This is a genomic window from Streptomyces sp. Sge12 (assembly GCF_002080455.1).
Classification (GTDB): domain Bacteria; phylum Actinomycetota; class Actinomycetes; order Streptomycetales; family Streptomycetaceae; genus Streptomyces.
Genome location: NZ_CP020555.1, coordinates 1,952,015 through 1,973,640, shown reverse-complemented (window position 1 = coordinate 1,973,640; position 21,626 = coordinate 1,952,015). Strand labels below are relative to the sequence as shown.

Here is a 21,626-nt window from a genome sequence, read left to right as displayed (position 1 = left end):
CCGGGCGCGGCCGGGGCCCGCCGCTTCCCGACGGGCCCCGCGCCTCCGCCCCGTCAGTGCTTGCAGGCGTGGTGCCGCCCCCCGGCGTGCACCGCTGCGTACGAGGCCGGCCGCGGGCCGGCCGAAGCCGCTCCGGCCACCCGCGCCGAGGCCGCCCGGCCCGACGCGGAATCCGCGTCGTGCACCACCCGGCCCCCGACGAGGGTCATCCGCACCCCCGTCCCGCTGATGTCGGCCACCGGGCACCGCCTCACGTCCCGGTCGAGCACCACCAGGTCCGCGGCCCGGCCCGGCTCCACCGTGCCCGTCAGTCCCTCCTGGCGCAGCTGCCACGCCGTCCCCGAGGTGTGCATCCGCAGCACCGTGTCCCGGCTCAGCGCCTCCAGTTCGCGGTACAGCGGGCCCGCCCCGAAGGCGCCCTGGCGGTCGATCGCCGTCCGCAACTGGTTCCACACCTGAAGGGCGTCCACCGGCCAGTCGGAGCCGCCCGACAGCCGCGCCCCCGCCTTCTCCAGGCTCCGCGCCGGGTACATCCACCGGTGCCGCTCGGGTCCGATGTAGGGCAGCAGCGCCTCCATCGTCCAGGTGTCCTCCGCCGCCCACTGGAGCTGCATGCACGCCGCGACGCCCAACTGCGCGAAGCGCCGCAGGTCCGCCGGGTCCACGAGTTGCAGGTGCGCCACGGCGTTGCGGGCGTCCCGCCGGCCCGTCGCCCGAGCGGCGTACGCGTACCCGTCCAGTGCCGTGCGCACCGCGCGGTCGCCGAGTCCGTGCGCGTGCATCTGCCAGCCCGCCCGGTTGAAGGCGGCGGCGAGGCGGCCGTACTCCGCCGCCGAGGTGTACAGCTCGCCCCGGTTGCCGGTCGGGCCGCCCTTGCCGTCGAGGTACGGCTTCAGCAGGGCGGCGGTCTGCGCCGGGTACTCGATGACCCCGTCCAGGAAGACCTTGATCATCCCGAACCGGAGCCCCCGCACCCCTTCGAACTCCCGCCGCAGCCCCCGCGCGTACGCCAGCGAGCCCGCGGGGTCCCTGGTCTGCTCCGCCTCCAGCCGGATGGCCGGCACGATCCGCTGCGGCAGCTTCCCCGCGGCCGAGAGCGCCCGGTACAGCTCCAGCTCGTGCCGTCCCACCAGCGCGTCCATCATCGTCGTGACCCCGGAGGCGGCCGCCAGTTCCAGCACCTTCGCGCACGCCGCGACCAGGTCGGCCCGGGTGGGCTCCGGTATGTGCCGCCGGACCAGGCTCTGGGCGTCGTCCTTGAGAACGCCCGTCGGCCGCCCGTCCGCGCCCTTCACGACCTTGCCGCCGACCGGGTCGGGCGTGGCCGCCGTGATCCCGGCGATGTCCAGGGCCCGCTGATTGGCCCACAGGTTGTGCCCGTCGCCGCCGACGAGGGCGACCGGCCGCCGGGTCGCCAGCGCGTCCAGGATCGAGTGGTGCGCAAGGGTGCCCGCGGGGAGCAGCCCGACCGGGTTCCAGTCCTCTACCACCAGCCAGCGGTCGGGCTCCGCGGCCGCGCCGCCCGTCTCGGCGAGGAAGCCGGTCAGGATCTCCCGGAGTTCGGCCACGGTGGTCTCGGCACCCTCCAGCGAGGGGGACAGCGAGCGTTCGCCCGCGCCGAGCGGGTGGACGTGGCCGTCGTGGATGCCGCTCATGACCGTGTTGCCGCGGGCGTCGACGACCTCGGTGTCCCGGCCCACGTGCCGGCGCACCGCCGCGTTCGTACCGGTGGCCAGGATCCTGCCGTCCCGTCCGACGGCGACGGCCTCGACGGGCGCCCGGCCGCCGGTCCCGGTGAACACGGAGGCACTGTGGACGACCAGGGCCGCCGAACCGCGCCCCGTGGAGGACGCGGCCGAGGGCGCGGGGGCGGCCGAGGCCGGGGCGGCCCCCAGCAGCCCGGCCGCTCCGGTGACCCCGGCGACCCCGGCGGCCGCGAGGAGCCCCCGGCGGGAAAGGTGGCCGGAAGGGTGCGAAGACGTCATGCCCACTCCAATCGTCGGTGTGGCCAGGACACTGTTTGATTAACCGCTTAACCAGAAGCCGCCCCCGGCGACGAAATCCGTACGATGGCGGCGTGCCCGTGCCCCCGCCCGCACCCCCGCCCGCCCACGGGCCCGCCCCCGGTCCGACGCTCGCCGACATCGCGCGCGCCGCCGAGGTCTCCACCGCGACCGTCTCGCACGCGCTCAACGGCACCGGCCGCCTCGGCGGGTCCACCCGGCGGCGGGTCCGTGAGGTGGCGGGTGCGCTCGGCTACGGAGCGCGCCGCGGCCCGCGCACCCGCAGCCTCGGCGTCGCCGTGACCACGTACGCGGGGGACGCCTGGGACTTCGTCGGGATCGCCTACTTCTCCCGGCTGCTCACCGCGGCGACCTCCGCCGCGCACGCCCACGGCTACGCCCTGACCACCCTGCCCGCCGACCGGGGCGCCGAGCCGTTGTGGCACACCCTCGCCGTGGACGGGATGCTGCTGCTCGACAGTCCGGCCGGCGACCCGGTGCTGCGGGCCCTGCGGGCGCGGGGTCTGCCGGTGGTCTTCGACGGGCGGCCCCCCGACCCCTGGCCGGGGGACCTGTGGGTGGACAACGACCACACCGCCACCACCCGGGAGGTGCTCGACCATCTCGCCGCGTCCGGGGCCCGCCGGATCGCCCTGCACGCCGGTTACGGCCGGGAGTTCTACACGGGGGCCGTCACATCGGCCTACGAACAGTGGTGCGCGGAGCGCGGCCGGGCTCCGCTCCTGGTCCCCTTCGACCCCGAGGACGCGGCGGGGCGCGCCTTCGACCCGGCCTTCGCCGGACCGGACCGGCCCGACGCCGTGTACTGCGTGTACGACCCGGGCGGCCGGCAGGTACTGGCCGCCGCCGCGCGCCACGGCCTGCACATACCCGGCACGCCGGGGCACGGCGGGCTGCTGCTCGTCTGCGCCAGTGAGGATCCGGCCTACGCCGAGGCCGAACCCGCCGTGACCACCGTCACCCTGAATCCGGAGCGGATCGCCGCTTCGGCGGTGTCTGTCCTGGTCAACCTGATCGAATCCGGGCATGCGGAACCGCCTGGGCAACTGACGGTCCCGGCGGGGCTACGGGTGCGCGCCTCGTCCCTCCCCCCGGACATGTACTAGAGTTATCTCGACATCGAGATATCTGCCGAAGGCGTACCGCAGCCGCCCCCGCTGGTAAGGGTTACCTAACTTAGCCCTACCTTAGCGGATTGGCCAAGGGGCGTGGCGGCAGGATTGCGGTAATACGCGCGAATTCATGCATGAAGGAGACTGTCGTGTCGGCGAACAGCTTCGACGCCCGCAGCACGCTGCAGGTGGGCGACGAGTCGTACGAGATCTTCAAGCTGGACAAGGTCGAGGGCTCCGCCCGCCTTCCCTACAGCCTGAAGGTCCTGCTGGAGAACCTGCTTCGCACCGAGGACGGCGCGAACATCACCGCCGACCACATCCGGTCGCTCGGTAACTGGGACTCGCAGGCCCAGCCCAGCGAGGAGATCCAGTTCACGCCGGCTCGCGTGATCATGCAGGACTTCACCGGCGTTCCCTGCGTCGTGGACCTCGCCACCATGCGTGAGGCCGTGAAGGCCCTCGGCGGCGACCCGGCGAAGATCAACCCGCTCTCGCCCGCCGAGATGGTCATCGACCACTCGGTGATCGCCGACAAGTTCGGCACGAAGGACGCCTTCGCGCAGAACGTCGAGCTGGAGTACGGCCGCAACAAGGAGCGCTACCAGTTCCTGCGCTGGGGCCAGACCGCCTTCGACGACTTCAAGGTCGTCCCCCCGGGCACCGGCATCGTCCACCAGGTCAACATCGAGCACCTGGCCCGCACGGTCATGGTCCGGGGTGGCCAGGCGTACCCCGACACCCTCGTCGGCACCGACTCGCACACCACCATGGTCAACGGCCTGGGCGTGCTGGGCTGGGGCGTCGGCGGCATCGAGGCCGAGGCCGCGATGCTCGGCCAGCCGGTCTCCATGCTGATCCCGCGCGTCGTGGGCTTCAAGCTGACCGGCGAGCTGCCCACCGGCACCACCGCCACCGACCTGGTGCTCACCATCACCGAGATGCTGCGCAAGCACGGCGTCGTCGGCAAGTTCGTCGAGTTCTACGGTGAGGGCGTCGCCGCCACCTCCCTCGCGAACCGCGCCACCATCGGCAACATGTCGCCGGAGTTCGGCTCCACCGCCGCGATCTTCCCGATCGACGACGAGACCCTGAAGTACCTGCGCCTGACCGGCCGCGACGCCCAGCAGGTCGCGCTCGTCGAGGCGTACGCCAAGGAGCAGGGCCTGTGGCTGGACCCGGCCGCCGAGCCGGACTTCTCCGAGAAGCTGGAGCTCGACCTCTCCACGGTCGTCCCCTCCATCGCCGGCCCGAAGCGCCCGCAGGACCGCATCGTCCTCGCCAACGCCGCGCAGCAGTTCGCGCAGGACGTGCGCAACTACGTCGAGGACGACGACGAGGCGGGCAAGGAGTCCTTCCCGGCCTCCGACGCCCCGGCCGCCACCAACGGCGTGCCGACCCGTCCGACCCTGGTCACCCTGGCTGACGGCTCCTCCTTCGAGATCGACCACGGCGCCGTCACCGTCGCCGCGATCACCTCCTGCACCAACACCTCGAACCCCTACGTCATGGTCGCCGCGGCGCTCGTGGCCAAGAAGGCCGTCGAGAAGGGCCTGACCCGCAAGCCGTGGGTCAAGACCACCCTGGCCCCGGGCTCGAAGGTCGTCACCGACTACTTCGACAAGGCCGGCCTGACCCCGTACCTCGACAAGATGGGCTTCAACCTCGTCGGGTACGGCTGCACCACCTGCATCGGCAACTCCGGTCCGCTGGACGAGGAGATCTCGAAGGCGATCAACGAGCACGACCTCGCGGTCACCTCGGTGCTCTCCGGCAACCGCAACTTCGAGGGCCGGATCAACCCCGACGTCAAGATGAACTACCTGGCCTCCCCGCCGCTGGTCGTCGCGTACGCCATCGCGGGCTCCATGAAGGTGGACATCACCAAGGACGCCATCGGCACCGACACCGAGGGCAAGCCGGTCTTCCTCCAGGACATCTGGCCCTCCGAGGCCGAGGTCAACGACGTCGTGGCGAACGCCATCGGCGAGGACATGTTCAGCAAGTCCTACCAGGACGTCTTCGCGGGCGACGCCCAGTGGCAGGCGCTGTCCATCCCCACCGGCAACACCTTCGAGTGGGACCCGCAGTCCACCTACGTCCGCAAGCCCCCTTACTTCGAGGGCATGACGATGGAGACCACCCCGGTCTCCGACATCGCCGGCGCCCGCGTGCTGGCGAAGCTGGGCGACTCGGTCACCACCGACCACATCTCCCCGGCCGGTGCGATCAAGGCCGACACCCCGGCCGGCAAGTACCTCACCGAGCACGGCGTCGAGCGCCGCGACTTCAACTCGTACGGTTCCCGCCGCGGCAACCACGAGGTCATGATCCGCGGTACCTTCGCCAACATCCGCCTGCGCAACCAGATCGCGCCGGGCACCGAGGGCGGCTTCACCCGCGACTTCACCGTGGACGGCGCGCCGGTCGCGTTCATCTACGACGCCTCGCAGAACTACCAGGCCGCCGGCATCCCGCTGGTCATCCTGGCGGGCAAGGAGTACGGCTCCGGCTCCTCCCGCGACTGGGCCGCCAAGGGCACCGCGCTGCTCGGCGTCAAGGCCGTCATCGCCGAGTCCTACGAGCGCATCCACCGCTCCAACCTGATCGGCATGGGCGTCCTGCCCCTGCAGTTCCCGGAGGGCGCCACCGCCGCCTCCCTGGGCCTCACCGGCGAGGAGACCTTCGCCTTCACCGGTGTGGAGGAGCTGAACAACGGCACCACCCCGCGCACGGTCAAGGTCACCACCGACACCGGTGTGGAGTTCGACGCGGTCGTCCGCATCGACACGCCGGGTGAGGCGGACTACTACCGCAACGGCGGCATCATGCAGTACGTCCTCCGGAACCTCATCCGAGGCTGAGGACCGTAGCGGCACCAAAGGGCCGTATCCCCGTTAAGGGGGTACGGCCCTTCCGCCTTTTCCGGCCGGGGCCAGGTTTCGGGGAGGTCTCAACTCGGAAAAGCTGACAGGCAACCGTGTGCATGATCTTGCTCACACGAGCGGAAGTGGACTATACCTGTGCCCGTCCGGATCGCCGCGGTACTGGGCGGCACCGGACCGGGGGATGGCGGGGACCTGCGGTGATGTCCGCACGCGCGGTGCCGTCGTGATTTCCGGCCTCCTTCACACTTCTGACGAAGGCGAGGACATGAGCATGGGATCCACTGGTGAGGGCCTCGGCCGCCGTGACCTGATCAAGCGCTCCGCGGCGCTGGGACTGATCTCGGTGCCCACGATGAGCTTCCTGTCCGCCTGCGCCTCCGGCGGTGAGGGCACGACCAAGGGGCCGGACAAGGGCGCGGTGACCAAGGAGAACCCCTTCGGCGTCGCCAAGGGCGGCAAGCTGGACGTCGTCGTCTTCAAGGGCGGGTTCGGCGACGACTACGCGAAGGCCTGGGAGGCCGCCTTCGACAAGAAGTGGGGCACCACCAGCTCCCACCTGGGCACCCAGGAGATCACCGGAAAGCTCCAGACGCGCTTCAACGGCGGAAACCCGCCGGACGTCGTCGACAACTCCGGCGCCCAGAAGATCAAGCTGGACGTGCTCTTCAAGAGCAACCAGCTCGCCGACCTCACCCCGGTGCTCGACGCACCGTCGCTCGACGACCCGAGCAAGAAGGTCCGCGACCTGCTGATCGCGGGCACCGTCGAACAGGGCACGCAGGGCGGCAAGTTCGTCTCGCTCAACTACGTCTACACCGTCTTCGGCTTCTGGTACTCCGGCAAGCTCTTCAAGGAGAAGGGCTGGACGGCGCCCAAGACCTGGGACGAGTTCCTCGCCGTCTGCGCGAAGGCCAAGGAGGCCGGCATCGGCGGCCTCGCCCACCAGGGCAAGTTCCCGTACTACATCAACGTCGTCATCATGGACCTGATCGCCAAGAAGGGCGGCCTGGACGCCATGAAGGCGATCGACAACCTGGAGCCGAACGCCTTCGAGGGCAATGCCGCGGCCCTCGCCGCCGTCGAGGCGGTCTACGAGGTCGTCGAGAAGGACCTGCTGCTCCCGGGCACCAACGGCCTGACCCACACGGAGTCCCAGACCGCCTGGAACCAGTACAAGGCGGCCTTCATCCCCTCCGGCTCCTGGCTGGAGAACGAGCAGCTCAAGCAGACGCCGGACGACTTCGACATGCAGTTCCTGCCGGTCCCGCTGCTGGCCGACAGCAAGCTGCCCTTCGAGGCCATCCGGGCCGGGGCCGGCGAGCCCTTCATCGTTCCGGAGAAGGCGGCCAACAAGGCGGGCGGCCTGGAGTTCATCCGTTCGATGCTGTCCCGCGAATGGTCGACCATGTTCGCCCAGCAGGCGAACTCGCTCACCGTGGTCAAGGACGGCGTGGACCCGGGCGTGAAACTGCGGCCCGGCACCCAGTCGGCGGTGACGGCCCTCAAGGCGGCGGGTTCGAACACCTTCAACTACCTTTACACCGACTGGTACAGCGAAATGGACACGGCGATCCAGGACGCGTCCAATGAGCTGATGGCCAAGCGGATTCAGCCGAAGGAGTGGATCAAGCGGGCCCAGGCTGCGGTAAACAAGGCGGCGCAGGACCCGAACGCCAAGAACAACCGTCGCAGCTGACCACGCGCACCACCGGGCACCGGTCACCGGGCACTCCAGGGACGGACACCATGAGCCAAGTAGCCCAGGGCAGGGGACGGGGCGGCTTCATCGCCGGCTTCCTCCTCGCACCCCTCGCGCTGTACCTGACCTTCGTCATCTGGCCGTACGTACAGACGTTCGGCTACTCCTTCACCAACTGGACGGGCCAGTCGCCGACCTTCGATTTCGTCGGGGTGGACAACTACGCGGCCCTGATGAAGGACGAGGTCTTCCGCGGCGCCCTGTGGAACAACCTGCTGCTCCTGGTGTTCGTCCCGGTGGTCACCATCCTGCTCGCCCTCTTCTTCGCCTTCATGGTGAACGCGGGCGGCCGGGGCGGGGCCGGCGGGGTGCAGGGCGTGCGGGGATCGGGCTTCTACAAGATCGTCTACTTCTTCCCGCAGGTCCTCTCCCTCGCCATCCTCGCGGTGCTCTTCGGCGCCGTGTACCGCACCGACGAGGGCGGCCTGCTCAACGGCGTCCTCATCCGCCTCGGCCTGGTCGACCGGCTGCACCCGGTCGAATGGCTGAACGAGCCGCGGCTCGTGCTCTGGTGCCTGCTCCTCGTGGTCGTCTGGCACGGCGTCGGCTTCTACCTCGTGCTGTTCTCGGCCGCCATGCAGTCCGTCCCCAAGGACATCTACGAGGCCGCCCTGCTCGACGGGGCCGGGCGCGCCCAGACCTTCTTCAAGGTCACCCTGCCCCTGCTGTGGGACTCCGTGCAGACCTCGGCGGTCTACCTGGGCATCGCCGCGATGGACATGTTCGTCCTGGTGTCGACCATGACCTCGGGCCAGTTCGGCGGCGGACCCGACCACCACAGCGAGGTCATGGCGACGGTGCTGATGAGGAACTTCCTCTACTTCGGCAAGAGCGGCTACGCCTGCGCCATGGGCGTGGTCATGCTCGTCCTCACCATGATCCTTTCCGTCATCACGCTGCGCGCCACCCGCCGCGAGCGCATCGAGTTCTGAGCGGGAGACCCTCATGACCACAGTGATCAAGGCTCCGGGCGAAAAGTCGGCGGAGCGGTCCGGGGGAGCCGGCCCGAGCGGGGAGCGGGGCGCGAAGGGCTCCGAGGGCACGGTCCTCAACGTCTTCTCCCACGGCTTCCTCGCCGTCTGGGCCATACTGATCGTCCTGCCCCTGATCTGGCTGGCGCTCGGCTCCTTCAAGACCGACGCGCAGATCGGCGGCTCGGCCCTGAGCTGGCCCTCCAACTGGAACCTCGACGCCTTCGGCCGGGCCTGGGACAAGGGCATCGGCGACTACTTCGCCAACACGCTCATCGTGATGGTGTTCTCGGTCCCGCTGACGATGCTGCTCGGGTCCATGGCGGCGTACGTACTGGCCCGCTACCCCTTCCCGGGGAACCGGTTCGTCTACTACTTCTTCGTCAGCGGGGCGATGTTCCCCGTCTTCCTGGCGCTCGTCCCGCTCTTCTTCATGGTCAAGCGCTTCGACATGCTGAACACGTACCAGGGCCTGATCCTCGTGTACGTCGCCTATTCGATGCCGTTCACCGTCTTCTTCATGCACTCCTTCTTCCGGACGCTGCCGACGGCGGTGCACGAGGCGGCGGTGATCGACGGGGCCTCGGACACCCGGATCTTCTTCCAGGTGATGGTGCCGATGGCCAAGCCCGGCCTGATCAGCGTCGGGATATTCAACATCCTGGGCCAGTGGAACCAGTACATCCTGCCCTCCGTGCTGATGCAGCCCCAGACCGGTTCGGACCCCGAGCGCTATCTGCTCACCCAGGGACTGATCCAGCTCCAGCAGCAACAGGGCTACGAGACCGACCTGCCGGTCCTCTTCGCCGGTGTCACCATCGCGATGATCCCCATGCTGGTGGTCTACCTCTCCTTCCAGCGCCAGATCCAGGCGGGCCTCACCTCGGCGACGCTGAAGTAGCGCTGCGGCCCGGGGCGTCAGTGGGCGCCGGAGGTCTTTCTCAGCCGGTACAGCACCCCGGAACCCGGACCACCGACCTCCTGGTGGATCCGGGGCTCCCGGCCGGTCCCGTCGACGCCCCACGCGGACCAGGAGCACCCCGGGACGGAGAGCACGACCTGCTGGCTCCACACGTCCCGGCCGGGCTCGTACGACCAGGTGCCGGTGCCCGAGCAGCGCAGTGACGGGTCGTCGGGGTGCTCGCCGGGGCGGTGCACGGCGACCCGGGAGGCCGTGACCCGGCCGTCCGGGGTGAAGACCAGCGTTCCGCGCGTGTGGTCGATCCAGGTGCCGGGCATGGTCTGCGGCCCGATCGCCGGCGGCTCGTACGCGGGCAGCAGGCCGATGGCGAGTCCGAGCGCGCCGAGCAGGCCCGTGCCCGCCACCACCGCCGTGCCCCACAGCGCCACCCGTCCCGGCAGCCCCGGTTGCCGCGGCCGGGCGATCAGCGCGCACACCGAGAGCGAAGCCGTGGCACCGGCCCAGAAGAGCAGCGTGGGCCGCGTCTGCGCGTCGTTGTACGCCGCGATGCCCAGGACCGGGGGCGCCAGCAGGGCCGCCACCGTCAGCGGGACCATCCACCACCACCGGGACTCGCGCCCGCCGAGCAGGCGGCCCGGCAGGTCGGCCAGCGCGACCGACGGCAGAACGAGGACCGCCGTCAGCAGGAACGCGATGATGGCGACGAGGGGCCAGGCGGAGAACAGGGCCGCGGTGATGGCGGCGTAGTCGGGGGGTTCGTCCGGCGGCGGCTGCGTCCGCACGTAGAGCAGGGCCACCACGACGGCGAGGGCGACCTCCAGGTTTCCCACCAGCGTCGAGACCAGCAGGATCCGGCCGTACGACCGTTTCTGATGCACGCTCAATCCCCCCTCGCGGCACGACGGACGAACGCGCCGGCCCGGCCGGCGGCGTCCTGGATCCATCCTGCCAGCCGGGCTGAACGTGTTCAATTCATTCTTCGGGCCCACCTCGTCCGGGCACGACCGACCAGCTGACCGCCGAGACCGAGGGATCCAGCGAGAGGTTGCTGACCGCCTCCTCCAGCGCCCGGCCCGCCTCGCCCTCGGCGGTCAGCAGCGCGGACACCGTCACCCGGCCGGGCGCCGGGCCGTCCTGGCTGCGGATCGAGCGCAGCTGGTAGCCCGGCCGGCCCAGGGCGTCCACCAGCCGGTGGCGGATGTGGGCCTCCTCCGCCTCCAGGCACACCGCCTCGAAGTGGTAGTCGGTGGCCACCTCGGCCCCGCCGCGCGGCTCGCGGTCCAGGCGCCGGCCCAGCGGGCGCAGCAGGATGTTGGCCCCCACCACGCCCGCCGTGCCGCACAGGGCCAGTACGAACAGGCCCACGCCGGCCAGGCAGCCCACGGCCGCCGAACACCACAGGGTCGCGGCCGTGTTCAGGCCCCGCACGCTCAGGCCGTCCCGCATGATCACTCCGGCGCCGAGGAAGCCGATCCCGGAGACGATCTGGGCGGCGACCCGCGAGCCGTCGTAGCCCACCTCCGAGGCCGCGCCGAGGAACCCGTACTGCGAGAGCAGCACGAACAGCGCGGCCCCGCCCGCCACCAGGGCGTTCGTCCGCAGCCCCGCGAGGCGGGCCCGCCACTGCCGCTCCAGGCCGATGACCGCCCCGAGTCCGAGCGCGGCGGCCAGGTGCGCGGCCATCTGCCATTCGGTGAGCAGCATCGGCCTCTCCTTCCGTCGCCGGGGCTCCTACAGCCAGGTGCGGAACCGGCGGATGTACCAGGTCTTCACGAGCTGGGTGAGCGTGCAGTAGGCGAGCAGTACGCCGATCAGCCACGGGAAGTAGCCCGCCGGCAGGGCCACGAAGCCCAGCGAGGGCGCCAGCGGCGAGAAGGGCAGCCAGAGCCCCGTCAGCACCGCGAGCGCGGTCATCACCATCACCGGCCAGGAGGCGCGGGACTGGATGAAGGGGATCTTCCGGGTACGGATCATGTGGACGATCAGGGTCTGCGAGAGCAGGCCCTCGACGAACCAGCCGGACTGGAAGAGCGCCTGGTGCGCCTCGCTGTTCGCCCCGAAGACGTGCCACATGATCAGGAACATCGAGATGTCGAAGAGGGAGCTGACCGGGCCGATGGTGACCATGAAGCGGCCGATGCCCTTCGCGTCCCAGTTGCGGGGCCTGCGCAGGTACTCCTCGTCCATCCGGTCCCAGGGGGTCGCCAGCTGCGAGATGTCGTAGACCAGGTTCTGGACCAGCAGCATGATCGCGAGCATCGGCTGGAAGGGGATGAAGGCGCTCGCCACCAGCACCGAGAAGACGTTGCCGAAGTTCGACGACGCGGTCATCTTGATGTACTTGATCGTGTTGCCGAAGGTGGTCCGGCCCTGGACGACGCCCTGTTCCAGGACGGTCAGGTCCTTCTCGAGCAGGATGATGTCCGCCGACTCCTTGGCGATGTCCACGGCGGTGTCCACCGAGATGCCGACGTCGGCGTCCCGCAGCGCGGCCGCGTCGTTGATGCCGTCGCCGAGGAACCCGACGGTGTGCCCGTCGACCTGGAGGGCCCGTACGATCCGGGCCTTCTGGACCGGGTTGACCTTGGCGAAGACCGTCGTACGGGCGGCCAGCGCACGCAGCTGCGCGTCGTCGAGGTCGTCGGTCGCGGGGCCGAGGACCACCTGCCCGACGTCGATGCCGACGTCGGCGCAGACCCGGGCGGCCACGAGCTCGTTGTCGCCGGTGACGACCTTCACCGTGATCCCCTTGTCGGCCAGGCCCGTCAGGGCCCGGGCGGCATCGGCCTTCGGCGGGTCGAGGAAGGCCAGGAAGCCGACCAGGGTCAGCTCGTCCTCGTCGGCGACCGTGTAGGTCTCGCGCCGGGTGTCCATCGTGCGGGTGGCGACGGCGAGGACCCGCAGGCCCTGCCGGTTGTGGTCCTCGGCGATCCGGGTGACGTGCCACCGCAGCTGCTCGGTCAGCTCGACCCTCTCACCGCGGTCCCTCAGGTGGGTGCACAGGGCCAGGACCTCCTCCACGGCACCCTTGGTGATCATGACGTGCTCGGAGTTCCCGAAGTCGCCCACGAGGGAACTGCGCCCCAGGACCACGGACATCCTGCGCCGGGCGAAGTCGAAGGGGATCTCGTCGACCATCGAGAACCGTGCGTCGACGACAACCTCCTCGGCCTCGTCCACGCGGTCGATGACGGCCTGGTCCATCAGGTTCTTCAGGCCGGTCTGGAAGTGCGCGTTGAGGTAGCCGTACTCCAGTACCTCGCCGTCCTCGTCGCCGTGCACGTCCAGGTAGCGGTCCAGGACGATCCGGTCCTCGGTGAGCGTGCCGGTCTTGTCCGTGCAGAGCACGTCCATCGCGCCCAGGTTCTGGATCGCGTTCAGCCGCTTGACGACCACCTTGCGCCGGGACATGGCCACCGCCCCGCGCGCCAGGTTGGCGGAGACGACCATCGGCAGCATCTCGGGGGTCAGCCCGACGGCGACGGCGATGCCGAAGAGGAAGGCCTCGTCCCAGTCGCCCTTGGTGAAGCCGTTGATCATGAAGACGACCGGGACCATCACCAGCATGAAGCGGATCAGCAGGAAGCTGACCTTGCGCACCCCGGTGTCGAAGTTGGTCTGCGGGCGCTCGCCGACCAGCGAGCCGGCCATCGAGCCGAAGTAGGTGTCGGCGCCGGTGGCGACGACCACGCCGGTGGCGGTGCCGGAGGTGACCGAGGTCCCCATCAGGACCAGGTTGTCGGCCTCCACCGGGTCGGAGGTGTCGGGGCTGCCGAGGTCCTGCAACCGGGTGTCCGCCTTGGCCACCGGCAGGGACTCGCCGGAGAGTGCGGCCTGGCCGACATTGAGGTCCTTGGCGGTGATCAGGCGCAGGTCGGCCGGGATCAGGTCGCCGGCCGCCAGCTTGACCACGTCGCCCGGGACCACCTGGTCCATGGGCACCTCGAACGTGGTGGGCGCGGAGCCGCTGCCGGCCCGGCGCTGCACCGCGCAGGTGGTGGAGACGAGCTTCTTCAGCGCGTCGGCGGCGCGGCCCGAGCGGAATTCCTGCCAGAACCGCAGCAGCCCGCTGATCCCCACCATCACGGAGAGGATGACGACGCCCGGGTCCGCGGGGTCCTGCCAGTACATGACCGCCGCGAGGAGGACCAGGACGGCGATGAAGGGGTTCCGGAAGGCCTTGGCCAGCTGGAGGTACCAGTGGGGGGCGCGCTCGTGGGCGACGACGTTGGCGCCGTGGCGCTCCAGGCGCAGGGCGGCCTCGGCGTGGGTGAGGCCGGCGGGCGAGGTGTCCACCTCCTGGAGGACCTGGACGCCCGAGCGGGCGCTGATCCCGGTGAGGCGCTCGCCGACGAGCCGGGTACGGGCCGCCAGCTCGGCGGCCCTGCGCTCGCGGCGGGACCGGCCCGGCGGCGCGAGCTTGGCCGGGGTACGGGGGGTGAGCATGGTCATGACGAATACCTCCCTCCACGGTGTCCGGGCAGCGCGAGGCCGAGCGGTCACGTGGAGTGATCACAGTTCGGCGCGGAGGGGCCCCGATGGGCCGCGGGCACGCCGATGGGCATGGATGACGCACGCCCGGCGGAGTTGGCAGGGCATGCGGAAGGAAGGGAGTGTGGAAGAAAGGAACGCGCAGCAACGCGAGCGCGCACGGGACAGCGGGTCGCCGCGGCCGTGCGTACGCAGGGAAAGGTCAGCCGGTCACAAGGTCAGCCGACGAGAGCGCTGCAAGGACTTCGATCGGGACTCATCCCGAACACCTCCTTGCGTAGCGCGGTCATTACGAAACGCCCGATCCGGCCGGAAAGGCCACAGATGATCGGCGTCCCAGCGACCGTAGCACGATCCAAGGGGCCGCTTCTCTCCCCCTTTAGGTCACTAGCGGCCGATTCGTGCCGCGTCAGCCTCTTGACGTCTGGATGCGCAAAGGCTCGACTTAAGGTTCACAAGTTGGAGAGATGTCGGGGTCTCGGAGCGTGAAGGCGTGATGTGTCCCGGCCGGGGGGCGACGGCTCGCCGTCGCTAATGGGCAGGAGTGGATGAGTCGTGCAGACTCCCGGATCGCAGTCGTCGCTGCATCGCGCGAATCTCGAACGGGTCGTGCGGGCGGTGCGGCTCGCGGGATCGCTGACCCAGGCGGAGATCGCCCGTGCCACCGGACTGTCGGCGGCCACGGTCTCCAACATCGTCCGGGAGCTGAAGGACGGCGGGACCGTCGAGGTCACGGACACCTCGGCCGGCGGCCGCCGGGCCCGCAGCGTCTCGCTCAGCGGTGACGCGGGGATCGTCATCGGCGTCGACTTCGGCCACACCCACCTGCGGGTGGCGGTGGGGAACCTCGCCCACCAGGTGCTGGCCGAGGAGTCCGAGCCGCTGGACGTCGACGCCTCCTGGGCGGACGGCTTCGACCGGGCGGAAGCCCTGGTCGGCCGCCTGATCGCGGACATCGGGGTGGGGCTTGAGAAGGTCATCGGCGTCGGGCTCGGCGTGCCCGGCCCGATCGACGTGGAGTCCGGGACCCTGGGCTCGACCGCGATCCTGCCGGGCTGGGCGGGCATCAACCCCCGCCAGGAGCTCTCGCAGCGCCTCGGCGTGCCCGTCTACGTGGACAACGACGCGAACCTCGGCGCCCTCGGGGAACTCGTTTGGGGGAGCGGGCGCGGAGTGAAGGACCTGGCCTACATCAAGGTGGCCAGCGGCGTCGGCGCCGGCCTCGTGATCAACGGCCAGATCTACCGCGGACCCGGCGGCACGGCGGGCGAGATCGGGCACATCACCCTGGACGAGTCGGGCCCGGTCTGCCGCTGCGGCAACCGCGGCTGCCTGGAGACCTTCGCAGCCGCCCGGTACGTCCTGCCGCTGCTCCAGGGCACGCACGGGCCGGAGTTGACGATGGAGCGGGTGGTCGAGCTGGCCCGCGAGGGGGACCCGGGCTGCCGCCGCGTGATCACGGACGTGGGCCGGCACATCGGCAGTGGCGTGGCCAGTCTCTGCAACCTCCTGAACCCGAGCCGGGTGGTCCTGGGCGGCTCGCTGGCGGAGGCCGGTGAACTGGTGCTCGCTCCCATCCGTGAATCGGTGGGGAGGTACGCGATCCCCAGTGCGGCCCGGCAGTTGTCGGTGCTGACGGGGAACCTGGGCGGGCGCGCCGAGGTGCTGGGCGCGCTGGCGCTCGTACTCAGCGAGATGGGCGATTCGACACTTTTGTCAGATCATGGAAGTGGAGTGCGCGCTCCAGCGGTCTTGTCTTCAGGTAGATAACGAATGGCACCGTTGTCATCTCGTTAAGAATTCACTCCTTGACGGCAAAACGCGGCCGGGGTTGACTCACATCCACCTCGGCCGCGGCGTTGCGGCCTCGTCAGGGAGGTTCAAGTAATGAACACGCGTATGCGCAGAGCCGCCGTAGCCGTTGCCGCCGGCGCCATGGCCGTTTCCCTCGCCGCTTGTGGCAGTGCCAAGGAGGCCGGCGACAAGACCAAGGAGTCCGGCGCCGCCAAGGGCGACGCGATCAAGGTCGGCCTGCTCCTGCCGGAGAACCAGACCGCGCGTTACGAGAAGTTCGACAAGCCGCTCATCGAGAAGAAGGTCGCCGAGCTCACCGGCGGCAAGGGCGAGGTCGTCTACGCCAACGCCAAGCAGGACGCGACCACCCAGAACTCCCAGGTCGACACGATGATCACCAACAAGGTGGACGTCCTCATCGTCGACGCGGTGGACTCCAAGGCCATCGCCGGCTCGGTCAAGAAGGCGAAGGAGGCCGGCATCCCGGTCGTCGCCTACGACCGCCTGGCCGAGGGCCCGATCGACGCCTACACCTCCTTCGACAACGAAGAGGTCGGCAAGGTCCAGGGCAAGGCGCTGCTGGAGGCGCTGGGCGACAAGGCCAAGGACGGCCAGATCGTCATGATGAACGGCTCGGTCACCGACCCGAACGCCAAGCTCTTCAAGTCCGGTGCGCACTCCGTCCTCGACGGCAAGGTGAACGTCGGCAAGGAGTACGACACCGTCGAGTGGAAGCCGGAGAACGCCAACACCAACATGGCGGCCGCCCTCTCGGCGCTCGGCAAGGACAAGGTCATCGGCGTCTACTCCGCCAACGACGGCATGGCCGGCGGCATCATCACCGCCCTCAAGGCGGCCGGCGTCTCCCCGCTGCCCCCGGTCACCGGCCAGGACGCCGAACTCGCCGGTGTGCAGCGCATCGTCGCGGGCGAGCAGTTCATGAGCGTCTACAAGCCGTACGCCCCCGAGGCCGAGGCCGCGGCGAAGATGGCCGTCGCCCTCGCCAAGGGCGAGAAGCTCGACGGAGTCACCACCTCCACGGTCGACAGCCCGACCACCAAGGGTGTCGCGTCCGTGCTGATCCCGGTCGTCTCGCTCACCAAGGCCAACATCAAGGACACCGTCGTCAAGGACGGCGTCTACTCGCTCGACGAGATCTGCAGCGACAAGTACGCGGCGGCCTGCGCCGCCGCCGGCCTGAAGTAGCGGCCCCCGCCGTCTCCCCGCGAGACGGCCCCCCGTGCCTGACCGGCGCCCCTCCCACTCATCCCCGCCACCGGGCGGGGCGCCGGGCAGAAACGTTCCTCCCCCATACGCCCTGCTCCTGCTCTTTTGCACGACATCCCCGCCGGTCAGGCGGCGAAGGAGATGGTTCATGTGTCCGCTGCGCCCGTGCTGGCGTTGCGAGGGGTCTCGAAGCGGTTCGGCGCCGTTCAGGCCCTCACCGACGTAGAACTCGAGATCCACTCCGGTGAAGTGGTCGCCCTCGTCGGCGACAACGGTGCCGGAAAGTCCACGCTGGTCAAGACGATCGCCGGCGTGCACCCCATCGATGAAGGTGTCATCGAGTGGGAGGGGCGGCCGGTCTCCATCGGCAAGCCCCACGACGCCCAGAACCTGGGCATCGCGACGGTCTACCAGGACCTGGCGCTGTGCGACAACATCGACGTCGTCGGCAACCTCTTCCTCGGCCGGGAGCTCAAGAGCTTCGGCATCCTCGACGAGGTGGAGATGGAGCGGCGCGCCCGCGAGCTCCTGACCACCCTGTCCATCCGGATCCCCAGTGTCCGGATCCCCATCGCCTCGCTCTCCGGCGGTCAGCGCCAGACCGTGGCGATCGCCCGCTCCATGCTGGGCGAGCCCAAGCTCGTCATCCTCGACGAGCCCACCGCCGCCCTCGGCGTCGAGCAGACCGCCCAGGTCCTCGACCTGGTGGAGCGGCTGCGCGAGCGCGGCCACGCGGTCATCCTCATCAGCCACAACATGGCCGATGTGAAGGCCGTCGCCGACAAGGTGGCGGTCCTGCGGCTCGGCCGCAACAACGGTGTCTTCAACGTCGCCGACACCTCGCAGGAAGAGATCATCTCCGCCATCACCGGTGCCACGGACAACGCCGTGACCCGCCGGGCGGCCCGCACCTCGGAGGCCGGCAAGTGAGCACCCAGAACCCTGCCACCGGTCCCCTGGACAAGGGCCCCGTCGCGCAGGAGCACATCGACCCGGTCAACCCCGCGGCCGCGCACGACGCGATCCCGGCCGTGGACCCCCGCCTGCTCGTCCGCGAGGAGGGCCTCGCCGGGTACGTGGGCGAGTTCAAGCGCAAGATGAAGGCGGGCGACCTGGGCTCCCTCCCGGTCGTCATCGGCCTGATCGTGATCTGGTCCATCTTCCAGGGGCTGAACTCGAACTTCCTCTCCCCGGAGAACCTCACCAACATCGCGATCACGATGACCGGCACCGGCATGATCGCCATCGGCATCATCTTCGTGCTGCTGCTCGGCGAGATCGACCTCTCGGTCGGCTCGGTCAGCGGTGTCTCGGGAGCGATCGTCGCCGTCCTCGCCGTCACCCACGGCATGAACGAATGGCTGGCGATCCTGGCGGCCATCGTCGGAGGCGCCGTGATCGGCTCCATCCACGGCTTCTTCTTCGCCAAGATCGGCGCCCCGGCCTTCGCGGTCACCCTGTCGGGCCTGCTCTTCTGGCTGGGCGCGATGCTGCAGATCCTCGGCAGCAACGGCACGATCAACATCGACTCCGACGGCGTGGTCGGCCAGCTGACCACGTACTTCTTCTCGGACGTGGCCGTCGCCTACGGCCTGGCCGCACTCGCGGTGGCCGGCTACTTCCTCGCGGCCTTCCTCGACGCGAGGCGCCGCGAGGCCGCCGGGATGCCCTCGCGGCCGCTCGTCGAGATCCTGCTGCGCACCGGCCTGCTCGCGCTGTGCACCTTCGGTCCCGCCGTGCTGTTCAACCAGTACAAGGGCCTGCCGCTCGCGGTGGTGCTCTTCCTGCTGGCCCTGGTCGTCACGGACTTCCTGCTGCGCCGCACGACCTTCGGGCGAAACGTTTTCGCACTCGGTGGCAGCGTCGAGGCCTCCCGTCGTGCGGGCATCAACGTCACCCGGATCCGGATCACGGTCTTCGCGATCTCCAGCACCTTCGCCGCCATCGGCGGCCTGTTCTGGGCCTCCAAGATCGCGGCGGCCAACCAGAGCGCCGGCGCCGGCGACCTGCTGATGAACGTGATCGCGGCGGCCGTCATCGGCGGCACCAGCCTCTTCGGCGGCCGGGGCCGGACCTGGAACGCCCTCCTCGGTGTCATGGTCATCGTCTCGATCCAGTACGGTCTGGCCCTGGAAGGCATCGCGACGCCGATCCAGTACATGATCACCGGTGCGGTGCTGCTGACCACCGTGGTGATCGACTCGGTCTCCCGCAAGACCCAGAAGACGGCCGGACGCGCCTGACAGCGCGTCCGATCGCCCGCCGGAGCGGCATCCGGCGGTAAGACCGGTCACAGTGCCCGGCGCCACTTCTCGTGGCGCCGGGCATCCGTGCTTGCACGTACGGGGTACTCATGTGCGGGTATACGCCCGTATGTGATGTGTGGCCGAGCATTCGTGCGTACATGTATGACAAAGGTGTGACTCCCCCGGGACGGCCCGATGACCGAGCCCGGGAGCGGAACATTAGACTCGACAGACCAGCAAGCAACTGCAAGGAGGCACGGGTGCTGCTGACCCGCATCAAGGGACCGCGCGATCTGGACCGGCTCAGCCAGGAGGAGCTCGACCAGCTCGCCGCAGAGATCAGGTCCTTCCTCGTCGACGCCGTCTCCAAGACCGGCGGGCACCTCGGCCCCAACCTCGGCGTGGTCGAACTGACGATCGCCCTGCACCGGGTCTTCGAATCGCCCAAGGACAAGGTCCTCTTCGACACCGGCCACCAGGCCTACGTCCACAAGCTGCTCACGGGCCGCCAGGACTTCGGCAACCTGCGCTCCAAGGGGGGCCTGTCCGGCTACCCCTCGCGCGCCGAGTCCGACCACGACGTGATCGAGAACTCGCACGCCTCCACCGTGCTCGGCTGGGCCGACGGCCTGGCCAAGGCCAATGAGGTGCTGGGCCGCGAGGACCACCACGTCGCCGCCGTCATCGGCGACGGCGCGCTGACCGGTGGCATGGCCTGGGAGGCGCTGAACAACATCGCCGCCGCCAAGGACCGCCCCCTCGTCATCGTGGTCAACGACAACGAGCGCTCCTACGGCCCCACCATCGGCGGCCTCGCCAACCACCTGGCCACCCTGCGCACCACGGACGGCTACGAGCGCTTCCTGGCCCGCGGCAAGGAGATCCTGGAGCGCACCCCGGTCGTCGGGAAGCCGCTCTTCGAGACCCTGCACGGCGCCAAGAAGGGCCTCAAGGACTTCATCGCCCCGCAGGGCATGTTCGAGGACCTCGGGCTCAAGTACATCGGGCCCATCGACGGCCACGACATCGAGGCCCTGGAGTCGGCCCTGCAGCGCGCCAAGCGCTTCAGCGGCCCGGTCATCGTGCACTGCCTCACCCAGAAGGGCCGCGGCTACACCCCGGCCCTGGAGCACGAGGCGGATCGTTTCCACGCGGTCGGCGTGATCCACCCGGACACCGGCCTGCCGGTGAAGACCGCCGCGGCCAGCTGGACCTCCGTCTTCGCCGACGAGATGGTCAAGCTCGGCCACGAGCGCGAGGACATCGTCGGCATCACCGCCGCCATGCTCCACCCGGTCGGCCTCAACAAGTTCGCCGAGGCCTTCCCGAACCGGATCTACGACGTGGGCATCGCCGAGCAGCACGGCGCCACCTCGGCGGCGGGCCTCGCCACCGGCGGGGTCCACCCGGTCTTCGCGGTGTACGCCACGTTCCTCAACCGCGCCTTCGACCAGGTCCTGATGGACGTGGCCCTGCACAAGTGCGGGGTCACCTTCGTCCTGGACCGCGCCGGTGTCACCGGTGACGACGGCGCCTCCCACAACGGCATGTGGGACATGTCGATCCTCCAGGTCGTGCCCGGCCTGCGGCTCGCCGCCCCGCGCGACGCCGAGCAGCTGCGCGCCCAGCTCCGCGAGGCCGTCGAGGTCAAGGACGCCCCGACCGTCGTGCGCTACTCCAAGGGCGTCGTCGGCCCGGCCGTCCCGGCCGTCGGCCGGATCGGCGGCATGGACGTCCTGCGCGCCCCGGGCGCCGAGGTCACCCGTCCGGACGTACTGCTCGTCTCGGTCGGCGCACTCGCCCCGATGTGCCTGGAAATCGCCGATCTGCTGGACAAGCAGGGCATCTCCACGACCGTGGTCGACCCCCGCTGGGTCAAGCCCGTGGACGAGGCCCTGGCCCCGCTCGCGGACCGGCACCGCGTGGTCGTCACCGTCGAGGACAACGGCCGCACCGGCGGTGTGGGCGCCGCCGTCTCGCAGGCCCTGCGGGACGCGGGCGTCGACGTACCGCTGCGCGACTTCGGCATTCCGCAGCGCTTCCTCGACCACGCCCTCCGCAAGGAGATCATGGCCGAGATCGGCCTGACCGCGCCGGACATCGCCCGGCAGGTCACCGGTCTCGTCGCGAAGCTGGACGGCCGCTACGACAGCGAGCCGGCCGCAGCCGTCGACTAGTCCGGAAACCGCCGC

14 protein-coding genes are annotated in these 21,626 nt (G+C 69.9%); 10 read left to right on the top strand and 4 right to left on the bottom strand.

All coding sequences use genetic code 11. The annotated features are described in order from the left end of the window. Positions 1 to 53: 53 nt before the first annotated feature. On the bottom strand, positions 54 to 1,985 hold the full coding sequence (locus tag B6R96_RS08720) for an amidohydrolase (protein WP_081522163.1): 1,932 nt from the start codon (positions 1,983 to 1,985) through the stop codon (positions 54 to 56). A 92-nt stretch (positions 1,986 to 2,077) separates the two neighbouring features. On the opposite strand from B6R96_RS08720, the gene B6R96_RS08715 reads away from it, so the two are divergent. The 5 genes from B6R96_RS08715 (at position 2,078) to B6R96_RS08695 (ending at position 9,655) form a co-directional block, all read left to right on the top strand. Further along, positions 2,078 to 3,130, top strand: coding sequence for a LacI family DNA-binding transcriptional regulator (locus B6R96_RS08715; protein ID WP_257789489.1), 1,053 nt, complete (start codon positions 2,078 to 2,080; stop codon positions 3,128 to 3,130). Between the two features lie 155 nt (positions 3,131 to 3,285). Beyond that, entirely contained in the window at positions 3,286 to 6,000 is a 2,715-nt protein-coding gene (gene acnA / locus B6R96_RS08710) for an aconitate hydratase AcnA (RefSeq protein WP_053703524.1), read from the top strand. Positions 6,001 to 6,295: 295 nt separating this feature from the next. Beyond that, the gene (gene ngcE, locus B6R96_RS08705) at positions 6,296 to 7,720 is read left to right on the top strand and encodes an N-acetylglucosamine/diacetylchitobiose ABC transporter substrate-binding protein (protein ID WP_037860052.1); all 1,425 of its coding nucleotides are present in this window, start codon (positions 6,296 to 6,298) and stop codon (positions 7,718 to 7,720) included. Positions 7,721 to 7,770: 50 nt separating this feature from the next. After that, positions 7,771 to 8,715, top strand: coding sequence for a carbohydrate ABC transporter permease (locus B6R96_RS08700; protein ID WP_081522162.1), 945 nt, complete (start codon positions 7,771 to 7,773; stop codon positions 8,713 to 8,715). A 13-nt stretch (positions 8,716 to 8,728) separates the two neighbouring features. Further along, positions 8,729 to 9,655, top strand: coding sequence for a carbohydrate ABC transporter permease (locus tag B6R96_RS08695; RefSeq protein WP_030386096.1), 927 nt, complete (start codon positions 8,729 to 8,731; stop codon positions 9,653 to 9,655). Between the two features lie 17 nt (positions 9,656 to 9,672). On the opposite strand, the gene B6R96_RS08690 is transcribed toward B6R96_RS08695, so the two are convergent. From B6R96_RS08690 to mgtA, 3 genes are all read right to left on the bottom strand, one after another. Beyond that, positions 9,673 to 10,554: a hypothetical protein gene (locus B6R96_RS08690; RefSeq protein ID WP_081522161.1), complete on the bottom strand. Its 882-nt coding sequence runs from the start codon at positions 10,552 to 10,554 to the stop codon at positions 9,673 to 9,675. 94 nt (positions 10,555 to 10,648) lie between these two features. Beyond that, positions 10,649 to 11,380, bottom strand: coding sequence for an MgtC/SapB family protein (locus B6R96_RS08685; protein ID WP_162498485.1), 732 nt, complete (start codon positions 11,378 to 11,380; stop codon positions 10,649 to 10,651). A gap of 27 nt (positions 11,381 to 11,407) precedes the next feature. After that, positions 11,408 to 14,128 (bottom strand): magnesium-translocating P-type ATPase, encoded by a 2,721-nt coding sequence (gene mgtA, locus B6R96_RS08680; protein WP_107475485.1) that lies wholly within the window; start codon positions 14,126 to 14,128, stop codon positions 11,408 to 11,410. 594 nt (positions 14,129 to 14,722) lie between these two features. Here mgtA and B6R96_RS08675 point away from each other — a divergent pair. The 5 genes from B6R96_RS08675 to dxs all read left to right on the top strand — a co-directional run bounded on the left by B6R96_RS08675 (position 14,723) and on the right by dxs (position 21,611). Beyond that, positions 14,723 to 15,937 (top strand): ROK family transcriptional regulator, encoded by a 1,215-nt coding sequence (locus tag B6R96_RS08675; protein WP_030008678.1) that lies wholly within the window; start codon positions 14,723 to 14,725, stop codon positions 15,935 to 15,937. Positions 15,938 to 16,054: 117 nt separating this feature from the next. After that, entirely contained in the window at positions 16,055 to 17,167 is a 1,113-nt protein-coding gene (locus B6R96_RS08670; RefSeq protein ID WP_030386092.1) for a substrate-binding domain-containing protein, read from the top strand. 162 nt (positions 17,168 to 17,329) lie between these two features. After that, positions 17,330 to 18,118 carry an ATP-binding cassette domain-containing protein gene (locus B6R96_RS08665; protein WP_030386091.1) on the top strand — a complete coding sequence of 263 codons (789 nt, stop codon included), beginning with the start codon at positions 17,330 to 17,332 and terminating at the stop codon, positions 18,116 to 18,118. Between the two features lie 26 nt (positions 18,119 to 18,144). Continuing rightward, positions 18,145 to 19,431: a sugar ABC transporter permease gene (locus B6R96_RS08660; RefSeq protein ID WP_037860072.1), complete on the top strand. Its 1,287-nt coding sequence runs from the start codon at positions 18,145 to 18,147 to the stop codon at positions 19,429 to 19,431. 263 nt (positions 19,432 to 19,694) lie between these two features. Further along, positions 19,695 to 21,611: a 1-deoxy-D-xylulose-5-phosphate synthase gene (gene dxs, locus B6R96_RS08655; protein ID WP_030386089.1), complete on the top strand. Its 1,917-nt coding sequence runs from the start codon at positions 19,695 to 19,697 to the stop codon at positions 21,609 to 21,611. The last annotated feature ends 15 nt before the right edge of the window (positions 21,612 to 21,626 follow it).